Annotated in this window: 20 protein-coding genes and 1 pseudogene; 6 read left to right on the forward strand and 15 right to left on the reverse strand. The window is 58.4% G+C overall.

Annotated elements, in window-relative coordinates; all coding sequences use genetic code 11:
• Positions 1–94 precede the first annotated feature (94 nt).
• Positions 95–772, forward strand: a complete 678-nt coding sequence (locus BKK80_RS11995) for a hypothetical protein (RefSeq protein WP_071069549.1) — start codon at positions 95–97, stop codon at positions 770–772.
• Between the two features lie 33 nt (positions 773–805).
• Here BKK80_RS11995 and BKK80_RS12000 read toward each other — a convergent pair whose 3' ends face one another.
• Positions 806–1,756 carry a toll/interleukin-1 receptor domain-containing protein gene (locus tag BKK80_RS12000; RefSeq protein ID WP_071069551.1) on the reverse strand — a complete coding sequence of 317 codons (951 nt, stop codon included), beginning with the start codon at positions 1,754–1,756 and terminating at the stop codon, positions 806–808.
• Positions 1,757–1,980: 224 nt separating this feature from the next.
• Between BKK80_RS12000 and BKK80_RS12005 the strand changes: the two genes are divergently transcribed.
• Positions 1,981–4,401 carry an AAA family ATPase gene (locus BKK80_RS12005; protein ID WP_071069553.1) on the forward strand — a complete coding sequence of 807 codons (2,421 nt, stop codon included), beginning with the start codon at positions 1,981–1,983 and terminating at the stop codon, positions 4,399–4,401.
• Positions 4,402–4,744: 343 nt separating this feature from the next.
• Here the strand turns inward: BKK80_RS12005 and tnpC are convergent, their stop codons facing one another.
• The 12 genes and pseudogenes from tnpC to BKK80_RS12055 all read right to left on the reverse strand — a co-directional run bounded on the left by tnpC (position 4,745) and on the right by BKK80_RS12055 (position 14,825).
• Entirely contained in the window at positions 4,745–6,316 is a 1,572-nt protein-coding gene (tnpC, locus tag BKK80_RS12010) for an IS66 family transposase (protein WP_071069555.1), read from the reverse strand.
• 29 nt (positions 6,317–6,345) lie between these two features.
• Positions 6,346–6,693, reverse strand: coding sequence for an IS66 family insertion sequence element accessory protein TnpB (tnpB, locus tag BKK80_RS12015; protein WP_071069557.1), 348 nt, complete (start codon positions 6,691–6,693; stop codon positions 6,346–6,348).
• Positions 6,693–7,055: an IS66-like element accessory protein TnpA gene (tnpA, locus tag BKK80_RS35535; protein ID WP_084545564.1), complete on the reverse strand. Its 363-nt coding sequence runs from the start codon at positions 7,053–7,055 to the stop codon at positions 6,693–6,695. The genes tnpB and tnpA overlap by 1 nt, the downstream gene beginning before the upstream one ends.
• Positions 7,056–7,099: 44 nt before the next feature.
• Positions 7,100–7,359: pseudogene (locus tag BKK80_RS35540) on the reverse strand (hypothetical protein); the annotation flags it as partial.
• Between the two features lie 308 nt (positions 7,360–7,667).
• The gene (locus tag BKK80_RS12020) at positions 7,668–9,707 is read right to left on the reverse strand and encodes a DUF3732 domain-containing protein (RefSeq protein ID WP_071069559.1); all 2,040 of its coding nucleotides are present in this window, start codon (positions 9,705–9,707) and stop codon (positions 7,668–7,670) included.
• The gene (locus BKK80_RS12025) at positions 9,704–10,180 is read right to left on the reverse strand and encodes a three component ABC system middle component (RefSeq protein ID WP_071069560.1); all 477 of its coding nucleotides are present in this window, start codon (positions 10,178–10,180) and stop codon (positions 9,704–9,706) included. The genes BKK80_RS12020 and BKK80_RS12025 overlap by 4 nt, the downstream gene beginning before the upstream one ends.
• A complete protein-coding gene (locus tag BKK80_RS36410; protein WP_157903208.1) occupies positions 10,177–11,295 on the reverse strand; it encodes a hypothetical protein in 1,119 nt (372 codons plus the stop codon). The genes BKK80_RS12025 and BKK80_RS36410 overlap by 4 nt, the downstream gene beginning before the upstream one ends.
• Before the next feature lie 270 nt (positions 11,296–11,565).
• Entirely contained in the window at positions 11,566–11,931 is a 366-nt protein-coding gene (locus BKK80_RS12035; RefSeq protein ID WP_084545565.1) for a nucleotidyl transferase AbiEii/AbiGii toxin family protein, read from the reverse strand.
• A complete protein-coding gene (locus BKK80_RS12040) occupies positions 11,928–12,431 on the reverse strand; it encodes a helix-turn-helix transcriptional regulator (RefSeq protein ID WP_071070810.1) in 504 nt (167 codons plus the stop codon). The genes BKK80_RS12035 and BKK80_RS12040 overlap by 4 nt, the downstream gene beginning before the upstream one ends.
• A 174-nt stretch (positions 12,432–12,605) precedes the next feature.
• Entirely contained in the window at positions 12,606–13,127 is a 522-nt protein-coding gene (locus tag BKK80_RS12045; protein WP_071069564.1) for a hypothetical protein, read from the reverse strand.
• 151 nt (positions 13,128–13,278) lie between these two features.
• Entirely contained in the window at positions 13,279–13,620 is a 342-nt protein-coding gene (locus tag BKK80_RS12050) for a hypothetical protein (protein WP_084084354.1), read from the reverse strand.
• Positions 13,617–14,825 carry a DUF6402 family protein gene (locus tag BKK80_RS12055; RefSeq protein WP_071069566.1) on the reverse strand — a complete coding sequence of 403 codons (1,209 nt, stop codon included), beginning with the start codon at positions 14,823–14,825 and terminating at the stop codon, positions 13,617–13,619. Before BKK80_RS12055 ends, BKK80_RS12050 begins: the two co-directional genes overlap by 4 nt.
• Positions 14,826–15,446: 621 nt before the next feature.
• On the opposite strand from BKK80_RS12055, the gene BKK80_RS12060 reads away from it, so the two are divergent.
• Positions 15,447–17,111: an ABC-F family ATP-binding cassette domain-containing protein gene (locus BKK80_RS12060; protein ID WP_071069568.1), complete on the forward strand. Its 1,665-nt coding sequence runs from the start codon at positions 15,447–15,449 to the stop codon at positions 17,109–17,111.
• Between the two features lie 232 nt (positions 17,112–17,343).
• Here the strand turns inward: BKK80_RS12060 and BKK80_RS36415 are convergent, their stop codons facing one another.
• Positions 17,344–17,784 carry a hypothetical protein gene (locus BKK80_RS36415; RefSeq protein ID WP_157903209.1) on the reverse strand — a complete coding sequence of 147 codons (441 nt, stop codon included), beginning with the start codon at positions 17,782–17,784 and terminating at the stop codon, positions 17,344–17,346.
• 370 nt (positions 17,785–18,154) lie between these two features.
• Here BKK80_RS36415 and BKK80_RS35545 point away from each other — a divergent pair, with 370 nt between their 5' ends.
• On the forward strand, positions 18,155–18,685 hold the full coding sequence (locus BKK80_RS35545; protein WP_197523915.1) for a PAAR domain-containing protein: 531 nt from the start codon (positions 18,155–18,157) through the stop codon (positions 18,683–18,685).
• 4 nt (positions 18,686–18,689) lie between these two features.
• Positions 18,690–19,262, forward strand: coding sequence for a lipoprotein N-acyltransferase Lnb domain-containing protein (locus BKK80_RS35550; RefSeq protein ID WP_084545566.1), 573 nt, complete (start codon positions 18,690–18,692; stop codon positions 19,260–19,262).
• A 1,016-nt stretch (positions 19,263–20,278) separates the two neighbouring features.
• Here BKK80_RS35550 and BKK80_RS12075 read toward each other — a convergent pair.
• Complete coding sequence (locus BKK80_RS12075) at positions 20,279–21,187, reverse strand: LysR family transcriptional regulator (protein WP_071013020.1); 909 nt, start codon at positions 21,185–21,187, stop codon at positions 20,279–20,281.
• Positions 21,188–21,308: 121 nt separating this feature from the next.
• On the opposite strand from BKK80_RS12075, the gene mdlC reads away from it, so the two are divergent.
• On the forward strand, positions 21,309–22,934 hold the full coding sequence (gene mdlC, locus BKK80_RS12080; protein ID WP_071069574.1) for a benzoylformate decarboxylase: 1,626 nt from the start codon (positions 21,309–21,311) through the stop codon (positions 22,932–22,934).
• Positions 22,935–22,981: the final 47 nt, after the last annotated feature.

The following is a 22,981-nucleotide window of genomic DNA, read 5'->3' on the forward strand; positions in this document are numbered from 1 at the left end:
CGGGGCCGACTGAATATGCGAGGCGCGGCCGTACGTCCTCCCTGCCCGTCCGCGGTATAGTGCCTAACCATCCTCTTTTCCCGAGACACTGCCTGTGCTGACGCAGGACACCGCCTTACAGATCGCCTACGCCGAGCGGCCTGACATGCTATTGCGCCTGGCCGAGTTTGTGGTCAGCTACGCACTGCACGATCGACCGACCCTCATCGCCCAGGCCAGTACGGACAGTCGCGGGCTGGAGGTTGATCTGGCAGACGAAGCCCGGCAGGCAGCCCTCAGGACGGGCAGCGGCCGACAGGTCGCATGGTGGGATGCATTTCATGCAGCGGGAGGACTGCACCCCGTCTTCCGCGGCCTCGCTTGCCTGGATTCGCGCGACGAACCCCAGTGGGCCTTCGAGATGCACCGCGACGGATCGCTCATTGCAGGCGTATGGGCCTTCCCCGAATGTGGGCACGGGTCCAGCAAACAACAATTGACGGACTTCTATGCGGGCTTCTTCGAAGATTTCGCTGAAAAAGCGCTGCGTCTGACGGCCGACCTGCCCAAACCGTATCGGTTCACAGCCACCCTACTGCGAGCCAGCAGCCTGCAGTTCGCTGCCGCTGGCTACAGTGGATGGTTTCACGCCCCGCCATCCCCGCGCTTGGAAACGCTGCAATGGCCGCTGCGCTTGACGTCCACCCCGGACACCTGGCAAATCGCCGCGGCACGGATGAATACCGAGCTGTTCGGCGCGTACGGCCACACCTTCCGGGTCAGCTCGCCATAGCCCGACCGAGGCGCGCAGTCACGCCCGGGGCCGTCAGCGCGCGCGCTCGATGAACAGTTGCCAGAGCGCTTCGGCCGCCCCCTCATGGGTCAGCCTGGCCACATTGCCCGGCCAGTGCAGCATCTGCTGGCGGAAGTACATCAACTGGTCGTCTGCCTCAACGCTCAAGATTTCGTTGAAGCTGTTGTCCTGTCCGTTGTCATTGCCCGAATAGGCAATCTGAGCACGCCCGCCGTACATCCGGCTAATGCGGATGTAGCAACCTGCCACCTTCCTCCCCTCCCGGTACAGCGTCCCCGTGAACGCCTCCTTGGAAAGCGGCCGAAAGTGGGCCTCATAACTCGGGTTGCGCGGACCCAGTTCCTTCACCGAATTTTCGAAGAAGGCGCGGATATAGGCGAAGCCCTCCTCGAGAAAGCGGTCCCGGTCCATGTCACTAAACTCCTTGCGCAAGGCGAGCGCGCTGGAACGCGGATACACGGCGGCGCCTGGGACGCTGGCCGGCGCAGGCCAAGCGACCGGCGCCGCCGTGCCAGCCTGGTTGGGCCGCCGTTGGGCCACCAGATCACGCAGCGATTGCACGATGCAGAGAAACGCATCATCAAGTGTGGGCCATTTGCTGACCGGTTTGCCGTCCCGCGGCAACGCCTTGAGCCGGCCAAACGGCCCCGAGTGCCAGTCACAGGGGCGGACGATGATTGGCACGACCACTCCCGTCCCGGCGGCATGCCGAGCCATAGCACGTGTCATCTCTACGCCGTAGCAGTAGTCTGACGCCATGAAGTCGGCGCTGACGAGCAAGAGGATAACTTCGGCCCTCTCCAATTCTGCGCTGATGTGGCTTTCAATTTCTCCCCCTGCAGGGATACGGTGATCATGCCAGAGCTCAATCAATCCCTGCTTTCGTAGGAGGGACAGATGCTTTTCCAGTTCGGCGCGGTAGGATTCATCTGCGTGACTGTAAGAGATAAACGCGCGCGTCATGATCGACTCCGGATGTACGGGGATTTCGCATTCTAGCGAAGTTCATCAAGCAGGTTGGTGCGCTATCGCCAGCCACTGAGACCCGTCGCGGACGCTGCCAATTGGCTGGGAGCGTCCAGTCGTGCTAACGGTTCCACGCGCGCCAGCCGTACAAAAACTGTCGCGACTAGTCAGCGCGCATCAGAACATACTAGGCAAGAGGCTATGAGAGTGGGGGCTACCGCATGATCGAAAAAATCGATATCCAGAACTTCGGGTGCTATTCCAGCTTCGCCTGGAACACCGAAGTCCGTGACCGGGACGACCAGGTGGCCAAGTTCAAGAAGCTGAACGTGATCTATGGTCGCAACTACTCTGGAAAAACGACCCTATCGCGAATCATCCGCGCCTTGGAAACAGGATCGATTTCTTCTCGCTACACGGAACCAGCGTTCACAGTCACGCTTTCCAGCGGCGTTCTATCTCACCACGACATTCCCGCAGTAGCCAACGACGTCCGCGTCTACAACAAGGACTTCGTCGACGACCATCTAGGATTTCTCCGCGATGAAAACGGACACATCTCCCCCTTCGCCGTGCTCGGATTGCAGAACAAAGAGATCGAGGCGGAGATCGACGCCCTGGGAAGGGAACTCGGCAGCGTCGAAAGCCAGACCGGCCTACGCCATCACTACCAGGAAAAGAAGATAGATCATGTCAATAAAATGAAGTTAGCAAAGGAAGCCGCGGATGAGTTAGATAGGCTGCTCGTCGACAAGGCCAACAAGCGCCCGACCGGTGTCAAGCACAATCCTCTCTACCGCGATGCTAACTACGATGTCCGTAAGCTGAAGGCCGACATCAAGACTGTCCGTGATGACAGGTTCTCCCCGCTTGCAGAGGCCGAGCGAAACGCCAAGGTCGATCTGCTTGGCGAAACCGCCCTTCCCGACATCCGGCAACGCCTGGCGTTTAGTCCTGCGCTTGGAACACTGACAAGCTCGGTCAATCTACTCACCACAAAGAAGATCCAGCCAAGCGCGCCAATCCAGGAATTACTGAACAGCGCTTTGCTCCAGAACTGGGTCAAGGCTGGCATCGAATTGCATCAACATGGACGCTCGACTTGCGCGTTTTGTGGTAACGCGCTGCCAGCTGATCTATGGAAGACATTGGGCGACCACTTCAATCAAGAGTCCGTTGATCTCGAGAAGCGACTCAAGGCGACACTGGATGAAGTCAACAGCGAACGCGTACGCATCGCCAATGTAGTCACCGTCGAACGGAAGGATTTCTACACTTCGCATCAGGCCGCGTTTGACGGTCATCTCAGCGAACTCGAAGGAGCGTTCGACGCGTATAAAAGGAGCCTTCTACTTCTCTCGGATGAACTAAGTGCGCGCCTCAACGATATCTTCACCGACCGCCCCACCTGCAACATTTTGGATCACTCTAAATCGGTATTAGAAAAGCTCACGGCCATCAACGCACTCATCGATCAGAATAACAAAGCGACAGCCTCTCTGTCTGACAGGCAGGCAACTGCACGAAGTGATTTACGCCTGAGTGAGATCGCGCAGTTTGTCATCGACATTGGTCTCGATGAGAAGGAAATCAGGATAAGTGAACTGGACGCCCAGGTTACCAAAGCGAAAGAGGAACGCGATGCCGTGGAAGGCGAAGGAAAGAAGAGAAGTGAGCGAATCAAGGAACTGAAAACCCAGCTCCGGGATGAGAGACGGGGAGCCGAAAAAGTCAACCAGTATCTCGGACATTTTCTGGGGCATGGTGGACTACGACTGTCTGCACAGGAAGAACCCGATACGAGCCCCGACCGCTTCCAGATCATGAGAGGCGACCAAATTGCATATAACCTGAGCGAGGGTGAGTGCAGCCTTGTTGCTTTCTGCTACTTCCTCGCCAAGCTCGAGGATATCGATACACAAGGCAAGCAGCTGATCATCTACATCGACGACCCCATCTCGAGCCTCGACAGCAATCACGTCTTCTTTGTTTTCAGCCTAATCGAGAACTACCTGGCCAAGCCCATCGAGGACGAAAACGGCGCCATCATTAAGGATGCGAATGGCAAACCGACATATCGGTATAAGCAACTATTCATCTCGACACACAATCTAGAATTTCTGAAGTACCTGAAGCGGCTCACTAAACCAGGGAAAGATACCGAGAGCTTCCTCATCACCCGAAAGGAGACGACCAGCACGATCGGATTGATGCCACACTACCTGCGAAACTACGTGACCGAGCTAAACTATCTTTTCGGTGAGATTTTCTGCTGTGCGGACGACACTAATGCCATAAAGCACTACCACAGCTTTTATAATTTCGGCAACAACCTGCGAAAATTCCTAGAGGCGTTTCTCTTCTTCAAGTATCCGTTTGTCAAAAGTGACCGGAGCGATCACGACAACCGTATCAAACTCTTCTTTGCAGACGGTACCAGCTCGGAGGCGTTCGTCCAACGCCTGATTAATGAATTCTCGCATCTAGGTGAATTCATTGATCGTGGTACTCAGCCGATCGATTGCACAGAAATTGCGTCACTTGCAAAGTTCGTTCTCAAAAAGATTCGCGACAATGACAAGCATCAGTTTGAACATTTTCTGCTTAGTATTGAACGAACAGATCCGTTTGCAGAGGCGTAGCTGCCGCCAACACCGAGGATGTGCTGCCGACCTCTAACGGCATGGATATCGAAGTCTAGCGATTTACAGCGCCAATCAACCAGCACTACTTTCCGCCGGGGAGCACGCGGCGAAGTCTCAGCCTTCGAGCGTTTCGACCTCTAGGCGAGCGAGTGGATGCCCCTGACGTTACCTCTATGCGTTCGTCGAAAATCAGATTGCGATGATGACGCATGGTGTCATGCGAATTGTGGAACGGATCTCAACTGGCCAGATTCTGCCGTCCTTCCACGCACCGATGAACTGCGGAGTTCGCCGATTTTCTGTAAGCGTGTAGCCAGCACCGCCTTGACGTCCGATGCAGTTACGCTGGCTTAACCAGTTGCTCGGCAACGAACCAGGGCAGAAGCTCGTCGACACGGTTGACCGCGTGATCTGGGATGAGCGCGAGCACGAGGCGCAGATAGGCCTCGGGATCGACGCCATTGAGTTTGGCTGTGCCGATCACGCTATAGATTGCCGCAGCGCGCTCTCCGCCCGAGTCTGCACCCACGAATAGGTAATTGCGCCGCCCGATGGCCACGCCGCGCAGGGCACGCTCGACCGGCAAATTGTCGATCTCCAACTGCCCGTCGTCGCAATAGCGCGTGAGAGCCGCCCACCGATTCAATGCGTACAGAATCGCTCGACTCGTGTCGGATTTGCGTGAGAGCGTCTCCAGCGTGTCGCTCAGCCACGCGTGGAGTTGATCGAGTAGAGGGCTCGCCTGCGCCTGGCGATATGCGCGACGCTCGTCGGGCGGTTTGCCCCGGATCTGCTCTTCGACCTTGTAGAGCGCTCCAATGCGTTCCAGCGCTTCGGTATTCAAGGCATTCGGGCGGGCTGCATGCAGTTCGTAGAATTGCCGTCTGGCATGGGCCCAGCACGCTGCTTCGGCAACGCGTCCCGTTTCGTAGATCGCTTGATAGCCACCGTAGGCATCAGCCTGCAACGTCCCGTTGAACGAGTCGAGATGGTGCTGCGGGTGGATGCCTTTGCGGTCCGGTGTGTAGGAAAACCAGACGGCCGGCGACGTCGCATCGCCCGACGCACTGTCATCGCGCACGTACACCCACAGGCGCCCAGTCTTGGTCTTCCCGTTACCTGGCGCGAGCACCGGCACTGGCGTATCGTCGGCGTGGAGCTTCGTTGCCGCCATGACATGACGGCGCAGCGCCCCGACGAGCGGCTGCAGCAGCGCCGCACAGTGGCCCACCCACTTCGCTAGCAGCGAGCGCTCCAACTCGACGCCTTCACGCGCATAGATCACAGACTGCCGGTAGAGCGGCAGATGATCCGCGAACTTCGAGACCAGTACATGAGCCAGCAGTCCTGGACCAGCCATGCCTCGCTCGATGGGGCGGCTCGGCGCAGCAGCTTGAGCGATATGGTCGCAACACGAACACGCCAGCTTCGGCCGTACATGGCGGATGACCCGGAAGCTCGCCGGCACATATTCGAGTTGTTCGGAAACGTCCTCGCCAAGCCGCTTCATCGGCGCACCGCATGCCGAGCAGGCTTCACGTGATTCGGGCCAATGGGTCTGGATCTCGCGCGGCAGGTGCTCCGGCAACGGCTTGCGTTGTATCTGTTCCGGTGCCGTGCGCGACGTCTTCGGGATCTCGATGGGAACTGCGCCTTCGTCGCTTTCGAGTTCCTCCAGGCGCAGTTCGAGTTGTTCGAGCTGGCGATCCAACTTCTCCGAGCTACGACCGAACTGTATGCGACGCAGCTTTGCGATCAGCAACTTGAGATGCTCGATTTCGGCTTTGTCGGTGGCCGTCGCCGCTCTCTGCGATTCGACCACGTCTTCCAGATGCCCGATGCAGGCATCGCGCTCGAGCAGCAAGGCCTTGAGCGTTTCGATGTCGTCCGGGTACGCGTTCGCCGTCGTCATGCCAGCAGTCTACGCGCCGACAGGCAGGTTTACAACGCCGAGGTCGGCTCCGCCGTACGCACCGGCTGTCGCCAGTCGATGCCCTCCAGCAGCATTGAGAGCTGCGCCTGGCTCAGGCTGACAATACCCCCATCCGCACGCGGCCAGACGAATCGGCCTCGTTCAAGCCGTTTCATCAGCAGACACATGCCATCACCGCTCCACCAAAGCACCTTGACCAGATCACCTAGGCGACAGCGGAACACGAACACGTGACCACTGAACGGGTCCCGCTCCAGCACAGTCTGCACCTTTGCCGCCAGGCTGTTGAAGCCGCAGCGCATGTCCGTCACGCCCGCAGCCAACCACACCCGAGTTCTGGCGGGAAGGCCCAGCATCACGTACCCACTCCCAGCAAGCTCACCAGCACAAGCTGCAGTACATCAGCCTCGGGCTTACCGTCGAAACGCACACGCACGCCACGACATTCGATGACGAAGCTGGAAGACCCAGTCAGCACTGGTTTAGGTTGCGGTGCCATCTGTACGGGCAGGAAAAACTCGGCCGGCTCGCATGCGGATGCCGAGGCTCGCTCCTGATCCCGCCGCCATTTCGACACGAGATTCGCGTTCAAGCCGTGCGTGCGCGCAACTTCCGCTAGCGAGCGCGACGGGTCCCGTGCTTCAGCGGCGACCTGCGCGCGGAACTCCTTCGAGTAATTCTTGGAGCCTCGCTGGCGACCCCGCGCCTTGATTTCCATATTTTCTGGTTCCCATCAGAATGTGGTGGGAGCCAGATTGCCGTCTATGGATGTTCATGAACAGACGGTACTGGGGCAACGCTTACCAGTGATATGGCCAACTGACCGAGAAGTAGCAGACGCAGAATCCAAGCACAAAGAAACCGACTCAGCTTCCGCAGGATCAGGCGGATGTTGTGACTGGCGCCGCACAGGACTGCATGCAGGGCATCGCCGAGCGGGCGCTTCAGCCAAGCTTGCCATCCGCCTTCATGTGCCCGATAGCAGGCTCGATGGCACTGCGTCGCTTGATCATCGCCTTGATGGCTCAGGTAACGCCTCGATCAGAATTTGCAGGATTCTGGGTGCAAATATGCCTCATTCTTGCAATTCCTGATACCGGGTACTTCCCGCAAAGCCTTGACTGGCATGCCTCTGCGGGATTGTTCAGGGCCGACTACGTAAAAGCTATTCAAGGACTAGGAACAACAAGTGCGTTGGCAGACGATTCCCGCAAGCGTCCGGCGCCACTTGGGAACGGCCCGAACTCCCTATGGCGTTGCCTCAACACTTGTCCGGGCAGCCCGTTACGGGCGGCACCGGCCCGTCTCACTGCAGAGGCTCCACGGCACGCTAAGTGCTCTTCCCCTGCGCCGGCCTCCGCGCCGTGCGAATGGCAACGAAGCCTTCTCCCTCCTTGCGCCAGCGCTTCCTCACCAACGACTCAAACGACACACCACTCTTCAGCTTCAGGTGGTCTGCATGATCTGTGACGATGACCTGAGGTCGAATACCGGTAGCTTGGAACGTCTCCTCACAATACCAAACGAGCTGGTCGATCAAATTTGTCACGGCACGCAGATCCTCATCGACTGCCCGATCACGAGGGCGCGCAGCATCGCGGCGCGCCAGTTCCTCCGGTCGAAAATCCTCATCACCGTCCAGCAGCGCCGGGAAGTAGACTTGACTGGGTTGATCCAAGAAGAGGATCGGTGGAATTGCGCAGTCTCCTCCCAATTCGCAGAAGAAGCGATGCAGTGCCAGAAACAGCGCCAGATGACATGACAGCCAATTCGCTCCGCTACCCATCGAGCGGAGAAACACCTTGCCGTCTTTGGTCTCGTGCCACAGATCAAAGGATTCCAAGGAGAAACGCAATCGGATGGGTTGGTACGAGGCTTCAAACTCGAACCGATCGCCAAAGCTTGCGAGAATTTGCTCGATGCGAGTCTGCGCATCGACAAGCTTGCGGTCAATATCGAACCGGATCCGGATTTCAGCCCGAAGCTCATCAATCTGCCTGCGTAGCGCCTTTAGATCGTCCTCGCCCCTCCCTGACACGACCTCCTGCAACCGCGTGAGCTCCTGTTCAATCCTAAGTTTTGCTGCAACGGCCTGCTCATACAGGCTCTTCTGCTTGCCCAACTTTGCCAAGTCATGGTCCAAGCGACTAAGTTCAGACGTCAAACTAGAGATCCTGGTTCGGAGCGGCTTGATATCCCGCTGTAGCTTGGCCCTCGCTTCCTCAAACGACGCCAGCCGGTACGACGAGCGAGACAGTTCCGAGTTCAGCCAATGGATGGCGCCGGTGAGCGCATTGGCGCTCTCCTCGACGGCTCCGCTGGGAGCGTTGCAGAATGGGCAAGTTGACGAATGCAAGTCCGCATGCGTTGGCAGGATCGTTTCCCGAGTCTGCGCCGCATAGCGTTGGGAGAACTCGATTGACGAGTCCACTGCCGCCAACTCCTGCTGGAGCATGCGCAATTCTGCGACCTCCTTGCTACGCTCCATCTCAATCTGCTGACGACGCTCTATGTAGTGAGATGAATCGGCAACTATCGCAACTGCCTTTGCAGCGACGCGCTCGAGAGCCCGTGCCGGATTGGCGAGCGCATCGCTCATGTCGAACTCGAGCAACGTTCCGCTCATCGCTTGGTAATCCGCCACCGCCGCCGATAGTGCACGCTGCGAGGTCTCAAGCATCTCCTGTTTTCGAGGTATGGCGCGTGCCAACGCGCGTGCCTGATGCTCCAAGTCGTTGAGTACTTGCTGCTTCAGAAAGTACTCTTGATCCGCAAACCCGAGGAAAATCTTGAGATGGTCGATGGCCTGCTCACGCTTCTCCCGTTCATCGAACCGATAGAAAACGGCATGCTTGTTTGCGACCAGATTCTGGTGTTGCAGCATGAACGACGTAAAGCTTCGGGCCGACGGCGTAGACGCCTTGCTGCCCCGCCTGCCCTGAATAACGAGATCCTCGTCGACATCGGTGGTGACGACACCAAAATAGCGCGTCAACTGTTTGTTGAAGTTGCGCAGCGGCAGAAAGTACTGTCTTTCGAAGTACTCCCGGTCGAGCCCCTCCAAATTCTGAAGGTGCTGGAACTGCAGATCCTCTCTGAAGAAGACATGATCAGTGTTTGGATGCCGCCCAAGTACCAGCACTGCATCCCCAACCTGCATGATCGTAAAAAATAGCCAGGCGTGTTCGGTGATCACACCAACAGGAACTGTGAACTCTGAGCTGCCAAAACAATAGTCGAAGATCTCGATCAGAGCACTCTTCCCAGTGGACGAGCGACCGGTTACGACATTCACGCCTTCCGCGAATGCCACCGCATGTGCGCGCCCCTCGTGGTCCAAGACACCAATGTGTCGAATCCTTGCTTTCATAGCGACATGACTCCAAGCATGCGGTACACCGTCGGAACATCGTAAGGCTGAAAAATCCTGCCGAGCGCCTTTGCTGCCCGACAGACCGCTGCGGCTGAGAGCTGCCGTTCGAATTTCGAAGGGTCAACATGTACGACCTGTGCTTGCTCTACCTGCAACCGTCCGACGCTAACCAGATACTGCAATGTGGTATTGGTCAACACGCGTTTGGCGCGGATTCTACGTTGCAGGCCGTGCAGCCGCTCTGGTGCCTCCAAAAACGTCCGTAACGACGTTTTCGAATGATCTCTCTGCAGTAGCTTGCGCGATGGCTCATGGAGAATCATGGGCAGCACAAGATACGCGAGGACAACATTATTCTCTAGGGCACCCAATGCCTCGTAGAACCTGACCATAGGTTCTGCGAAGAGAAACGGGTTGTTGTGGAGGATGTACAGGTTCTGAATGACATCGCCGTACTCATTGCGGCTCACGTCTCCGTATTCTTGTCGAGCTTCCATTTGTAAAGCAATTTTGAATCGTTCATCTTGGTGTGCAAAAGACCATTGCGAAACCAATCCGGAGTGTCATCGAACAACGAAAGGCTTGGTGGAGGCTCCATCATGGTCCTGTCATAGAAGCGCCTCGAATGTTTGATTTCGTCTTCGCAGTCGCTGCATGCAATCGCGTAGCCCATCTCAAAGCGCTGGATGACACCATACTCGAAGTCTCGGAGAACATCTTCCTCAACCCTGTAGTGCTCGAACTCTTCCCTGATGGTCTGAACCGTGGCCTGATACTGTTGAATAGCTACATCAATCCGCTCAGTGTGCTGAATCTCTTGAATCTTCCGGATGAACGGCTCATCGGCCTGTACGGCAGGAAGGTCCCCTGCATCCAAAATTCGCTTCAAACTCGGGAAAACTCTGGACGCGTATCCGAACGTCGCTTGTAGATCGCGGAGTTTTGCGTCAAATTGCTCGCACGTGATCTCCCAGTTGCCATCTAGCGAATCGGCGCGGCATACGAAACCGATCAGCGCATCAATAAAATTTGTCTTGCGAGAATCCGTAAGACCGCGAATCTTCGTCTCCAAGATTTTTTCATAAAGGTCACTCATGCGGTCAGTCTGCGCTTCGATCCATACCTTCGCTATCACCTTCAGAAGACGAGGCCGTCGCTCGTCTGCGAGGATCCATTGTTGGAGTTCAAGCACTTCACTCAATTCGGCCGGAGCAGATTTCTTTGACCCTGACGCCTGCCTTTTCGACGCCGCCGTTTGCCTCTTCTGAAAATCTGCCATTTGCTTGGCATGAATCTTTTCAAGAAGCGTTAGACGGTTAGCTGGCTGTGCATTCCAATTCGCGAGCTTCGCGCGGGCGCCGATAGGTTGAGTGGAATACAGAACAAGCGCTGCATAGTCATCATGCTTGAAGGCATCGTCCATCCAGTTGCGCAAGGTATTCCAGAAACTCGAATGACCATCAGAGAGCGGCTCCTTGACGTGCTTTACCTCCGTCTGCTTCTTGCTAGGGATGGTCAAATCTCCGCATTTTTCGATCAACAGCCGCTCACCTCGTCGCAACTCGTAGCATTGCTCGACGGCCACGCAAAGCTGATATATTGTTCCCCGCGCCGACGTAGATGCATCGGCACGATAGCGTCCTGCTACCATACGCGGTATCTCGCAATAGGGATAGTCGTCACCACTCGACAATCACCGCAATTAGTAAAAGATTAGTTAAATATATCACTATCCCTAAGATTTCGACCGAACGGAACCCTCCTAAACCCGACGTTCGTAGGGTGTCAAGAGTACCTCAGGCCACGTCGGACGAACGTCCACCATCAGCTCATCTTCAAGTCGTCCATATTCCGGTTAGGAGTATGTGGCCATGATTTCCCAGACCTCGAACGGATGTTCCGTCAGGTTGGCGGAGGCGACGATATCGATCTCGCCGGCTTCCAGGACCAGCTTGACGAAGTTGGCTTGCTCCAGATAGTCGGGCGAGATGGCCTCAGCCGCGTCGCTCAGTCGGGGCGTCACGTAGCCAAGGTACTGCGGGTCGGGCACGAACAGATCGATGTCGCGGGAAAAGCGATGGTGGTACCGGAGCATGAGAACGGTGCCGCCGCCGAACGTCCAGAGCGGCTCAATCCCACCGTGTTTGCGCACCTCGTCCATCAAGGTGAATGCATGCGGGAACAGGCTTTCCCAGATATCCCCTTTCCGTTCCACCTTCATGCCCACAGTCCTCCGCGCGTCGCCATCAATGCCTGCGCCAGCCTCCGCAGGTTCTTCCAGATCTCCGACGGCCTGCGCTGCCGCCTGGCGGCCACCTCCGCCACCATCTTGGTAACGAGCTGCAGTGGCGCCTCATCCAGCACCTGGGCCAGATGCGCCCGAAAGGCGGCTGGCACTTGACCAGTAGCCAGTGCCTGCTCCAGTTCCTCCGGCGTCAACTCCCCTGCATAGCTGACGCTGGCCCCTTTTGCGGCCATCCACAGTGCCCGCGTCGGCCTTCCCTCGGCTTGCCGTGCTGCTTCCGGGTCGTCCACCTCCAGCGTCAGGCCAAGCACGTCCAGCAGCCGTCCCAAGGTATCGAGCGTGGCATTCACATGGCCATGCTCGATGCCGTTGAGAGACTGGCGCGACACATTTGCCATGTCCGCGAGCTGCTGCTGGGTGAGGTCAAGCGCGGTGCGTTTGCGTTGGATGGCTGCGCCAAGCGTCGCTGAGTTCATCTTGCGATCCATTTTTGTCAAGTACAGACGACAAGATCAGCTCAAGCGATATGACACAAGCAGGTACACAGCTTTCGCTTCCCTCCAGATCATTTCTAGTTCTTCGATCCGTCTACGGGTCTGCCGCCGTGGCTCTCTAGGGCATCCGGTGTTTGGGTTCGCCCCCCCCCATAACTAGATAGCCGCAATGATGTATGAGGCATCGACTTCATCATCTGGACTATCGTCGTAATGATCCATTTCGGCACGTATGACGTATGTCACACCTCTCGGTACGACAAAGGTCTTGATCTCGTCGTAGTCAATGCCCGGCTCCATCACGTACCCGCCGTTGAATCCCGATACGATGTTGTGCGCAGCAAACGTTACAGGTACGCCTTCGAGATCGAGGTAGCCGTTTGGGGATTTGCTCGGTAGCGCCTTGATGTCCACGCTGATGTCCCCACGCGTTCCACCGAGCAACTCGATCGGCACCTTCCCCAGATTCCTTGGCCGAATGTGTACAACGAGCAGTCGTCGCTCATCGTCATAGGGCATCACTTCCGCTGTTACGCTGATATTCGGATTGGCTTCGTGCGTGTCTTCGACGGAGAAATTGTGGTACGCCCACCATCCCGTCACCGGAATCGCGATCAGCGAGACGACCGTCAGCAAGAGATCGGCCCATGGCTTCACTTTTTCCAGTTGGATGCGCATAGTGCCCCCCCTGCATAGGAAACAATGCATCGAAAGATGCTAGCTCAAATAGTTGACGCTGGAGCCACTCTTGGAGAGTCCATCAGCTGGTGCGCCACATGAATGCGGCCAGGCAACCCGTCTTTCCCCGATGCCCCTCCATAGATGGCCGTCACGGTAGCTTGGCGCGCAGACGGTCTATCCAGGTCGGTGGAAGGGGAACGTAGTCTTTGTCTTCACCGGGGCTGTAGTAGACGATGTCATCGCCCCAGGCAATACGAGGCTCTGCTATCTCCATGAACATGCGCTCAGCGATTTTTTCGCCCGTTTTGGCGTCATAGAGGCGAAACAGTGAACTGTCTCTAAAGGCCATATAGCAATGCTCGCCAATATAGTCCCCCTCGGCCTCACGTTCGCATTCGTGGGCGGTGGATCTGTAATACATCCCGCCCCCATACCAAAGAAGCAAGATGGGCACGAGCACATAGGCCAACATCTTCAATATTCGTTTCATCGCCGGAACTCAAAGACCATCGGTTCACGAAGCCTCATGCGGTAGCGGTTGGAGTACAGCACCAGGTCGCCGCCTTGCCGATGCTTTAACTGCCACTCCCGGTAGTCGCGATTGCGAACGGTATAGAACACGTGCCCCCCTGTCATCCTGCCGTACCGAGCTACGGGGGGCATCTTGGCCGTTGAGACTTCCCCAAGTACGGCATACGCCGGTACTACAATCAGCCCATGCTTGTTCCAGTTTCCGAGATATTGCGTTCCCTTGGAGGTGGGACTGCCGTCCGTCCGGTCATGGAACGTGAACACGTCGCGGGCATAGTAGTTGATCTCGTCGATTTCCAGCCGCCCATTGAAGTAGGTGAACTTGCTCAGGGCCGCATAGAACGAGAAGCCCGCCAACGCCCCATAGAGGTCGTCCATCAGAATTGGCGTCACCGATCCAGCGACCCCCATGATGGCTTTGCTGGTCAGGTCGCTGTCGACGTTGACCAATTGATATTGATATGTTCGGTGATACTTCTGCCAGTCGCCCTCGCATCGCGCCCATGTGTCAATCACATAAGGGGACGACTCCCAGTTGCGCGCCTTGAGCTTCAATTCATTGATGGCCGACGCGTTGAATAGTCTTTCATTCAGAAGCTCGTCCAGCTTGGCCTTGGCACGTGGGAAGCGCAGAAGCCAGTCCATCTTGATCGTCGTCGTGTCGATCATACTGGGCGGGAATGGCTGACCATCCTGATTGACGCCCAAGACAGCACCCTTGTCAGTGGTCGGGTAATTCAACTCCCCTGCGAACCACTTGCGCTGGAGCTTCGCGGAAACGGGCCAGTTCAGGCCATCCATCGCTTTGGGGACGTCCTGCAAGTCGAACGGGGGAAGGAGCTTGGCGGGGATTATTCTCGGGGGACCAAGGGTCCCTCCTGGCCCTTCCGGGACGACCGCGGTCTGGCTGTGCGCCCATTCATGGATCTTTGCACCGACTTCCAGCAGACCCTGGATGAGAGGCTTGGGCGCTTCCTTGGGCTTGGGTGGCTCCTTTGGTTTCGGCGGGGGCGGTGGCTGGTCGCGCAGAGCGGGGGGAGCCTTGTCGGTAGACAGAACGACATCGTCCACTGGCGTGCAGCGCTTGCCTTTCGCTGCCTTCCATTCGGAGTTGAACATCGATTTCTCGTAGTACTCCAGCGGCTCCTCTGAATCCAGCGGCATGGTGGCTCCATCGTTGTTGGTGGCAAGCCATTTTTGCCGACGGCACAGAGTCTCACCGCACGGGTACGGCGCATTTGCACCGGGGTATTTTCCCAACTGATCTGCGCAAAATCTAAGAGCGGTCGCAGTCGACTGAGCTTGGGAATCATCGGAAAAACATCACAGATCCCGGTGCGCGCATCACTTCCTGACAACCCTGGCATCCGGATCTCAACATCCTGACGAGCAGGCCATTATGCTAAGCGCCTGCACGAGCGTGTCGATTTGCATGAAGACTCTTCTACACCACATGATGGATTCAGCCGTTGGCAAATGGCAAAGTGATTGCCCGTTTCGACCGACAGCGAACCAGTCACCGTCGCCAAGCGTGCGACCGATACGCCGGCTGAACGATTCCATCAAGCTGATGCATCGACCGGTCGAATCTGCAGCCAGGAGCCGTCATTCACCGCGATGTTCGCTGGCCCCGCAGCCGGTACACCCCATGTGCCAGAGGCCGCCTTGCTTTGTGACCGGTGCACGCCGCAAAGCGCAAGCGGCTCTTCACGCATGCGGCCAGGAAAGCGACGGCCCTGCACGTCCGATCGGCTATCATGCCATTCCTCTCCGAAGTAGCTCCCTATGATTTCCATCCGCAATGTCACGCTGCGCCGTGGCGTCAATGTCGTGCTCGACCGCGCGTCCGTCAGTTTCAACCCCGGCGAGAAGATTGGTCTTGTCGGCCGCAATGGCGCCGGCAAGTCGTCTTTCTTCGGCCTTCTCAACGGCACGCTGCACGAAGACAGCGGTGAGTTCTCGATTCCCGCGGCATGGAAGATGGGCCAGGTTGCGCAGGAGATGCCGGAGACCGAGCAGAGCGCGACCGACTTCGTCGTCGAGGGGGACACCGCGCTGTTGGCCGCGCAGGCGGAAGTCGCCGCCGCCGAGGCCAGCGACGACGGCATGCGCATGGCGCACGCCTACATGGCCCTGCTCGACGCCGGCGCGCACGATGCCCCCGCACGTGCCCAGGCGCTGATCCTGGGCCTTGGCTTCAGTGCTGCGCAGCTGGATCAGCCGGTCAACAGTTTCTCCGGCGGCTGGCGCATGCGGCTGCAACTGGCGCGCGCGCTCATGTGCCCGTCCGACCTGCTTCTGCTCGACGAGCCGACCAATCACCTGGACCTCGACGCGCTGGTCTGGCTGGAAGCCTGGCTCAAGCGCTATCAAGGCACCCTGGTCGTGATCAGCCACGACCGCGAATTCCTCGACGCGGTGACGCAGGTGACGGTGCACGTCGACAACGCCAAGCTGGTGCGTTATGGCGGCAACTACAGCAAGTTCGAGGAAATGCGCGCGGAGCAACTCGTCTTGCAGCAGGCCGCGATGGCCAAGCAGGCGGAGAAAATCGCCCACCTGCAGAAATTCATCGACCGTTTCAAGGCCAAGGCTTCGAAGGCGAAGCAGGCGCAGAGCCGGGTCAAGGCGCTCGAACGCATGGAGAAGATCGCTCCGGTGCTTGCCGACGCAGAGTTCAGCTTCGAGTTCAAGGAGCCACTCAACGTCCCGAACCCGCTGTTGTCGATGCTGGACGCGAGCTTCGGCTACCCGGCGCCGGCCGACGCTCTGCCGGGCACCCCGCCCACGGTCATCGTGCGGGGCATCAACCGTTCCGTGCTGGCCGGGCAGCGCATCGGCATTCTCGGCGCCAACGGCCAAGGCAAGTCCACGCTGGTGAAGACGGTGGCGCACGCGCTGGCGCCGATTTCCGGCGAAATCAGCGAAGGCAAAGGCCTGAACATCGGCTACTTCGCCCAGCAGGAACTCGACGTGCTGCGCCCGCTCGACACGCCGATGGAACACATGAATCGCCTGGCCAAGGACACGCCGCCGCACATGCGCGCTCCCGGCCAGAGTGGCACTGAACAATCCCTTCGCACCTTCCTCGGCACCTTCAACTTCAGCGGCGACATGGTCCATCAGCCGGTTGGCACGATGAGCGGCGGCGAAAAGGCGCGGCTCGTGCTGTGCATGATCGTGTGGCAGCGCCCCAACCTGCTGCTGCTCGACGAGCCGACCAACCACCTCGACCTGGCCACGCGCGAAGCGCTAGGCATCGCGCTCAACGAATTCGAAGGCACCGTGATGCTGGTCAGCCACGACCGCGCCCTGCTGCGCGCCGTATGCGACGAGTTCTGGCTGGTCACCAAAGGCGGCGTCGAGCCTTTCGACGGGGATCTGGACGATTACCAGCAGTTCCTGCGCGACGAAGCCCGCCGCATGCGCGAGGAGGCTGCCGCAGCGTAGGAGGTCATTGCCTGACATGGTGAGACAAAGGGCGGGCGTGAGCCTCACGGATTCCGCCTGAAGGTCGCCCGAAGGCCGCCATGGAGCGTATCGAGACGGATACGAACTTCGGCGCCGAGATCGATCAAGAGGCGCCGCTGTCCGAATCCAATAAGGATTTCTTGCAGGGCGCGGTGCGGGAATTGCCCCTTGCCAAGGCCTTACATAGATTCCCCGCGCATTGGCAAGACGGTTACGTTTGCGTCGGCAAGTCAATCGCCGGCGATGGAGACTCCGTGCCGTGCTGCTTCAGCATGGCCTTGAGTCGTTCTGCCATGGCTTTGGCGCGGGCCATGAAGTCAGCATCGCTGACGGCATCACGACTCGAGGCGGTTGTTCTTGCGATCGTCAGGTAGGCATCGGCGTGGCTGGTACCGGCCAGCGTCGAGGTATCCACCGACATTTTGCTTGCTGTCCGGTCGGCGCCGGATAGCAAGCCACCGCTGGTGCTTGGATCTGCGCCGCCCGCGCTTGCCCCGTCGGACTGCGTGAATCCTAATGCCTCGCTATGGAATACAGCCTGAATCTGCGGGTCTCCAGCCCCTGTAAATTGGCTCACGGGGTCTTTCAATGCCTTCGCCGTATCTGCGATGACTTTCGGCTGAAATTCGAGCAGATACAGGCGGCGCATCATCTCTTCAAGTCAGAAGCCGGCGGCCCCCCGGGTCGAACGATCGGACGCTGACCTACATCTCCACCTTGTCCGACATCACGTTGGACACAGATCCACCAGCGAGTTTTCCGAAAGTCACGGCGGTCGATTGGGACGGGGACGACGTTTAGCGACACGATGGCTCGCAGGCCGATCGCGATACCGCTGGCTGCAACGATCGGACAGAACCCATCGAAGAACGACATTTCATTCGACACAAGAAGCCAAATCCGCGCCAAGAATAGAGATCTCCCAATACTCTATCAATCAGTATGAAAATAGCATTTATTCTCCGCATTGGCTCTTTCACTTCCTGAGCTCACATTGCCACAATCGAAAGGATCAAAATACCATGATGAAAGGAATTGTCCGGCAGGGGGATAAAACAACGCACGGCGGCACAGTACTAGAGGGTATCCCTAACTTCAGGATTCACGGCCTCCCTGCAGCCGCCGTTGGACACATGGTTTCATGCCCTCTTTGCAATGGGGTTTTTCCAATTATCGAGGGCGATACAGGATTTACCGCACACGGCAAGGCTATTGCTTTGCACGGAATGCGAACCGCCTGTGGCGCTCAGTTGATCTCGTCAACGGCGGGCTTCGCTAACGTTGAGCATCCGAGGAGCAGCGCAGTCTTTGCCAGCACCCATAACAAAGACGGATTGCTTCGCGTTCCGGCGTCGCCTCATGATGCCAACAGATTTGATGACCTGTATGTGCTGCTTGATAGCAAAACCCAGGCTCCGTTGGCGAACACTGAATATGCACTTGTGCGAGAAACTGGCGAACCGGAGTTCGGCACGACAGACAACAAAGGGCGAACGCATCTGCTAGCCTCGGAGGCGCGTGCACGGAATGTGCAAATCTATGTAGAGGGTTGACACCATGGCAGACAAACTCGTATCCCCCTCCACAGGCAAGACTCTGATTCCCATTGGCAGCCGCACAACAACGCCGCTACCCGAAAACGAGCCAAAACCGATTCATATTGATCGTGAGTATATCGAAGTGGTCGTCTTCGACAGCTTGCCACGACCGGCATCTGCATTTGGGCACGTAGCAATAGCCATCGACAGAACTGTGTATAGCCGTGCGCATGAGAAGTATTTCAAAGGGCCATTCAGAGATTACCTGAATAGCAATACGCAAAAAGTACAGCGCGATGCGATCGGCCTCCATTTATGGGTATCTCCTCGCGAAAGGAAGATCATTATTGATGAGCTAGAGCGGCGCGTCGCCATCGACGCGAAATATAGCGTTTTCGATAATTCGTGCAGTTCGAACGTGGCGGACGTACTTGAAATGGTCGGAGTACTGGCGCATGATCCTCGGTATTTTCCAACGCCAGTCTCGCCTGCTGACTTGTTGGCGGTTTTGTCGAAATCGAACCGGCTTGTTGAGCGGAGACTATATCGCAAGGGGCAAAGCTATGAGGGCGGCGCGTCCGGGAATTGGTAGATGGATGTTGATTGGCCTACTAGCGCTGACCGCAACTGCCCTGCTCGCCATCTGGTGGAATGACTATGTCATAGACATGTTTGGACGCACAGCTGAAGCACGCGTCGGTTTGCGCGCAATGGCCAATGACGCAATGGAGGGGACCGGACCCGTTATCGGAACAGTAGAACCAGGCACACGATGCTATCTGTTGCAAGTGAAAATCAAAGGACTTGCAGCATTTCGCATCAAGTGTAGCAACGGCCTGGAAGGGTGGACGGACGAAGCTCAAGCATTCGATCCACCCCTAAGGGTCAGCTTATTCGGAAGGTAGACGAAATCAGGTAGCCTTCCCTGGGGATGCTCTGCACAAACGCGAATCGAGTGTGCTTGGCCGATTAACAGGAGTGAATGCGCCAAGACGCCAACCTATCAGCCCGGAGCGAAGCTGGCTGGCGCGCGTGGCGCAGCATTCGCGGACTGCGCGTGAGGCATCGGCGTGAGCCAGAAGCGCACTCATGCCCCTTTCCAACCTATCGACCTGTCTGAGGAAATTAGACCATCACACGCGCCCTGCTGCGCGCCGTATGCGCCGAGTTCTGGCTGGTCACCAAGAGGCGATCTCAGTCGATGCTGCGCCAGCCCTTACCGGGCAAGCGTCTGGAGGTTGCGAACCCAATGTGTCGCCGAAAAGCTCGGGCCCGGGTCAGCCAACTACCAAGCCCAGCCAACGGGCGGAGATCGGCCAGGAAAGCAGCCTTTCAACTTCAGAAGAATGATTACTCCTTCATCGACCGACTCGGCCCATCAAGTGGCCTCATCGATGATACGGATCCCTGCTGCCGGTGGGGACGAACGAAGGAGCGCTGGCGCTGGCCGATGCCAACCGGGATATCTCGAAAAAGCGCTTCGCCCAGGCGCGTGCCAGGTCGACACTGCCGCGGCACAGTCGGCGTGAGGCCAAGCAGGCGGTCTTCCACAGGCATGCCGGGCGGGCCGCCACGGTCTCTGAAGATCCGCTGACCACGGCGTCACACTCATGATCGTTGCGCCGTCAGCGCGCGCAGTTCCTCGAGCAGCTTGATCGACGGACCGGGCAGCATGCCGGCCCTTCGACGGAACGCAGTCAGGACTCTCTTGTCGCTGGCGCCTGGCATCTCCAGGGCGTCGATGAGCCCCGCCTTGCGCTCGGCGTCGTACATGGGCTCGGGCATCCAGCCAAGAAAGCCTGAACGCCCGATCAAGCTCTTGAGCGCCATGACGGAGCGGGTCTCGACGACGATGTTGGGCAAGGCCAGGTTCTGTCGCGAAAACACCTTCTTCATGTGCTCGAAAGGCCCGGTTCCCTTCGGAAGCATGGCCCAGCGCTCTTGCAGCGTATCAGCGAGCTTGAGATCTGGCTTTTTTCGCAAAGGATGGCGCCGACCCGCAACCACGTGGCTGGTGTCCTCCCAACGGCAATCCTTGACAGCGACGATCTCGTCAGTGTCCTCGACGTCGACCCCCAGCGCCAGATCGATTTCATGGGAGACCAGCGCATCAGCAAGGCGATCCCAGACGCCTTCGATGATCTGGACTTGAAGATTTGGCCACTTCTTGATTGTGCTGCCGATGGCCAAGGGAAGCACCAGGCAGGCAATGCTGCCGACTGCGCCGACGCGAATCGTACCTTTTGCCAAGCCTAGCATCGCCTTGATGTGCTCATTCGCATGCTCGGACTCGCGCTGCAATAGGAGCGCGTGGGGCTGCAAGGCCTTTCCCACATCCGTCAGCTGCATACCCTTCGAGTGGCGCTCGAACAGAGGTGCGCCAACCTGCTCCTCGAGCCGGCGGATGGTGCGACTCAGCGCCGGTTGCGTCACGTTCAGGGCGTTAGCCGCCCGCCCAAGGCTTCCAGACGAAACGATGGCGTTGAAGGCGACAAGGTATTGGAGGTCGAAAGTCATGCTTAACGGTAATGACTTTCTCTCAAGAAAGCAATTTTCATGAGGGTGACGAACTTTCACACTTGTGCCATCGAGACTAGTGCTGCGACTCGTGCAGTGCACAACAGAAGGAAAGCGCGCAATGACCGGACCCCTACCACTCGCCGTCGTCGACGCAGCCAAGCAACCCGGCACCGTCACCGTCACCGTTCGCGACGCCGTCGTCGACCTCATGCGTCGTTTCGGCATGACTTCCGTGTTCGCGAACCCCGGTTCGACCGAGCTCCCGATGTTCCGCGATTTCCCAGCCGACTTCCGCTACGTACTGGGCTTGCAGGAGGCTACCGTGGTGGGCATGGCGGATGGCTACGCCCAGGCCACGCGAAACGCTTCCTTCGTGAACTTGCATTCGGCGGCAGGCGTGGGCAATGCGATGGGCAACATCTTTACCGCTCACAAGAATCGCACGCCGATGGTCATCACGGCAGGCCAGCAGGCGCGCTCGATCCTCCCTTTCGACCCATTCCTGTCTTCGGCGCAAGCCACCGAACTCCCCAAGCCCTATGTGAAATGGAGCATCGAGCCGGCGCGCGCTCAAGACGTGCCACAGGCCATCGCGCGGGCGTACTACATCGCGATGATGCCGCCGCGTGGCCCCGTGCTGGTGTCGGTGCCGGTAGATGACTGGGACCAGCCAGCAGAGTTCGTGCCGGCAAGGGTCGTGAGTACGGAGCTTCGCCCGCAGCCTGCCGTCCTGGCACAAATCGGCGACGCGCTGGATGCAAGTCATCGGCCGGCGCTCGTCGTAGGTGCCGCGATCGATCGGGACAATGCGTGGAACGAGGTCGTGGCTCTGGCCGAGGCGCACAACGCCCGCGTGTGGGCAGCGCCGATGTCCGGCCGGTGCAGCTTCCCCGAAGATCATCGGCTGTTCGCTGGCTTCCTGCCCGCAATGCGCGAGCGGATCGTCGAACTGCTCGGCGACCATGACCTGATCCTTGCCATTGGTGCGCCCGCGTTCGCGTATCACGTCGAAGGCGCGGGACCACACATCCCGAGCGGCGCTACGTTGTGCCAGCTGACCGAGGACCCGGATACCGCGGCTTGGACGCCGGTCGGCATGTCGGCGGTCGGCAGCATCCGCCTGGGAGTTCTCGATCTGCTCGCCCGCCCGGTGCCCCAGGTTCGAGCCGTGCCGCCGGCCAGGATCAAAGCGCCAAAGGCGGAGCCTTCGCCGTTGATGTCGGTTGCCTACGTCCTGCAGACGTTGGCGCAAGTGAAGGCACCCGAGGACATCGTGGTCGAGGAAGCACCGAGCGCGCGCCCGGTGATGCAAGCCTATCTGCCCATCACCCGCAGCGAAACCTTCTTCACCATGGACAGCGGCGGTCTCGGCTACGGCATGCCGGCAGCAGTGGGCGTAGCGCTCGGCAAACCGGGCAGCCGCGTCATCTGCCTGATGGGCGACGGTTCCAGCATGTACTCGATACAGGCGCTGTGGACCGCCGCGCAACTCGAACTGCCGATCACGTTCGTGATCCTGAACAACCGTCGGTACGCTGCGCTACAGGATTTCGCGCCCGTGTTCGGGTTCTCTGCGACCGATGTCGTCCAGGGAACGGAACTGCCCGACATCGATTTCTTGTCGCTGGCCAAGGGCATGGGATGCGCCGCCACGCTCGTCAGCGATGCCGGCGATCTGCGGGCGGTGCTCGAACTCGCCCTCGCCGCCAAGGCGCCAAACGTCGTGGAGGTTCGGGTCGCCTGAAGACACCGCCGGCTCACGCTTTCATTCAAGACCCTTCCGGAGACAAG

The organism is Cupriavidus malaysiensis (assembly GCF_001854325.1).
GTDB lineage: Bacteria > Pseudomonadota > Gammaproteobacteria > Burkholderiales > Burkholderiaceae > Cupriavidus > Cupriavidus malaysiensis.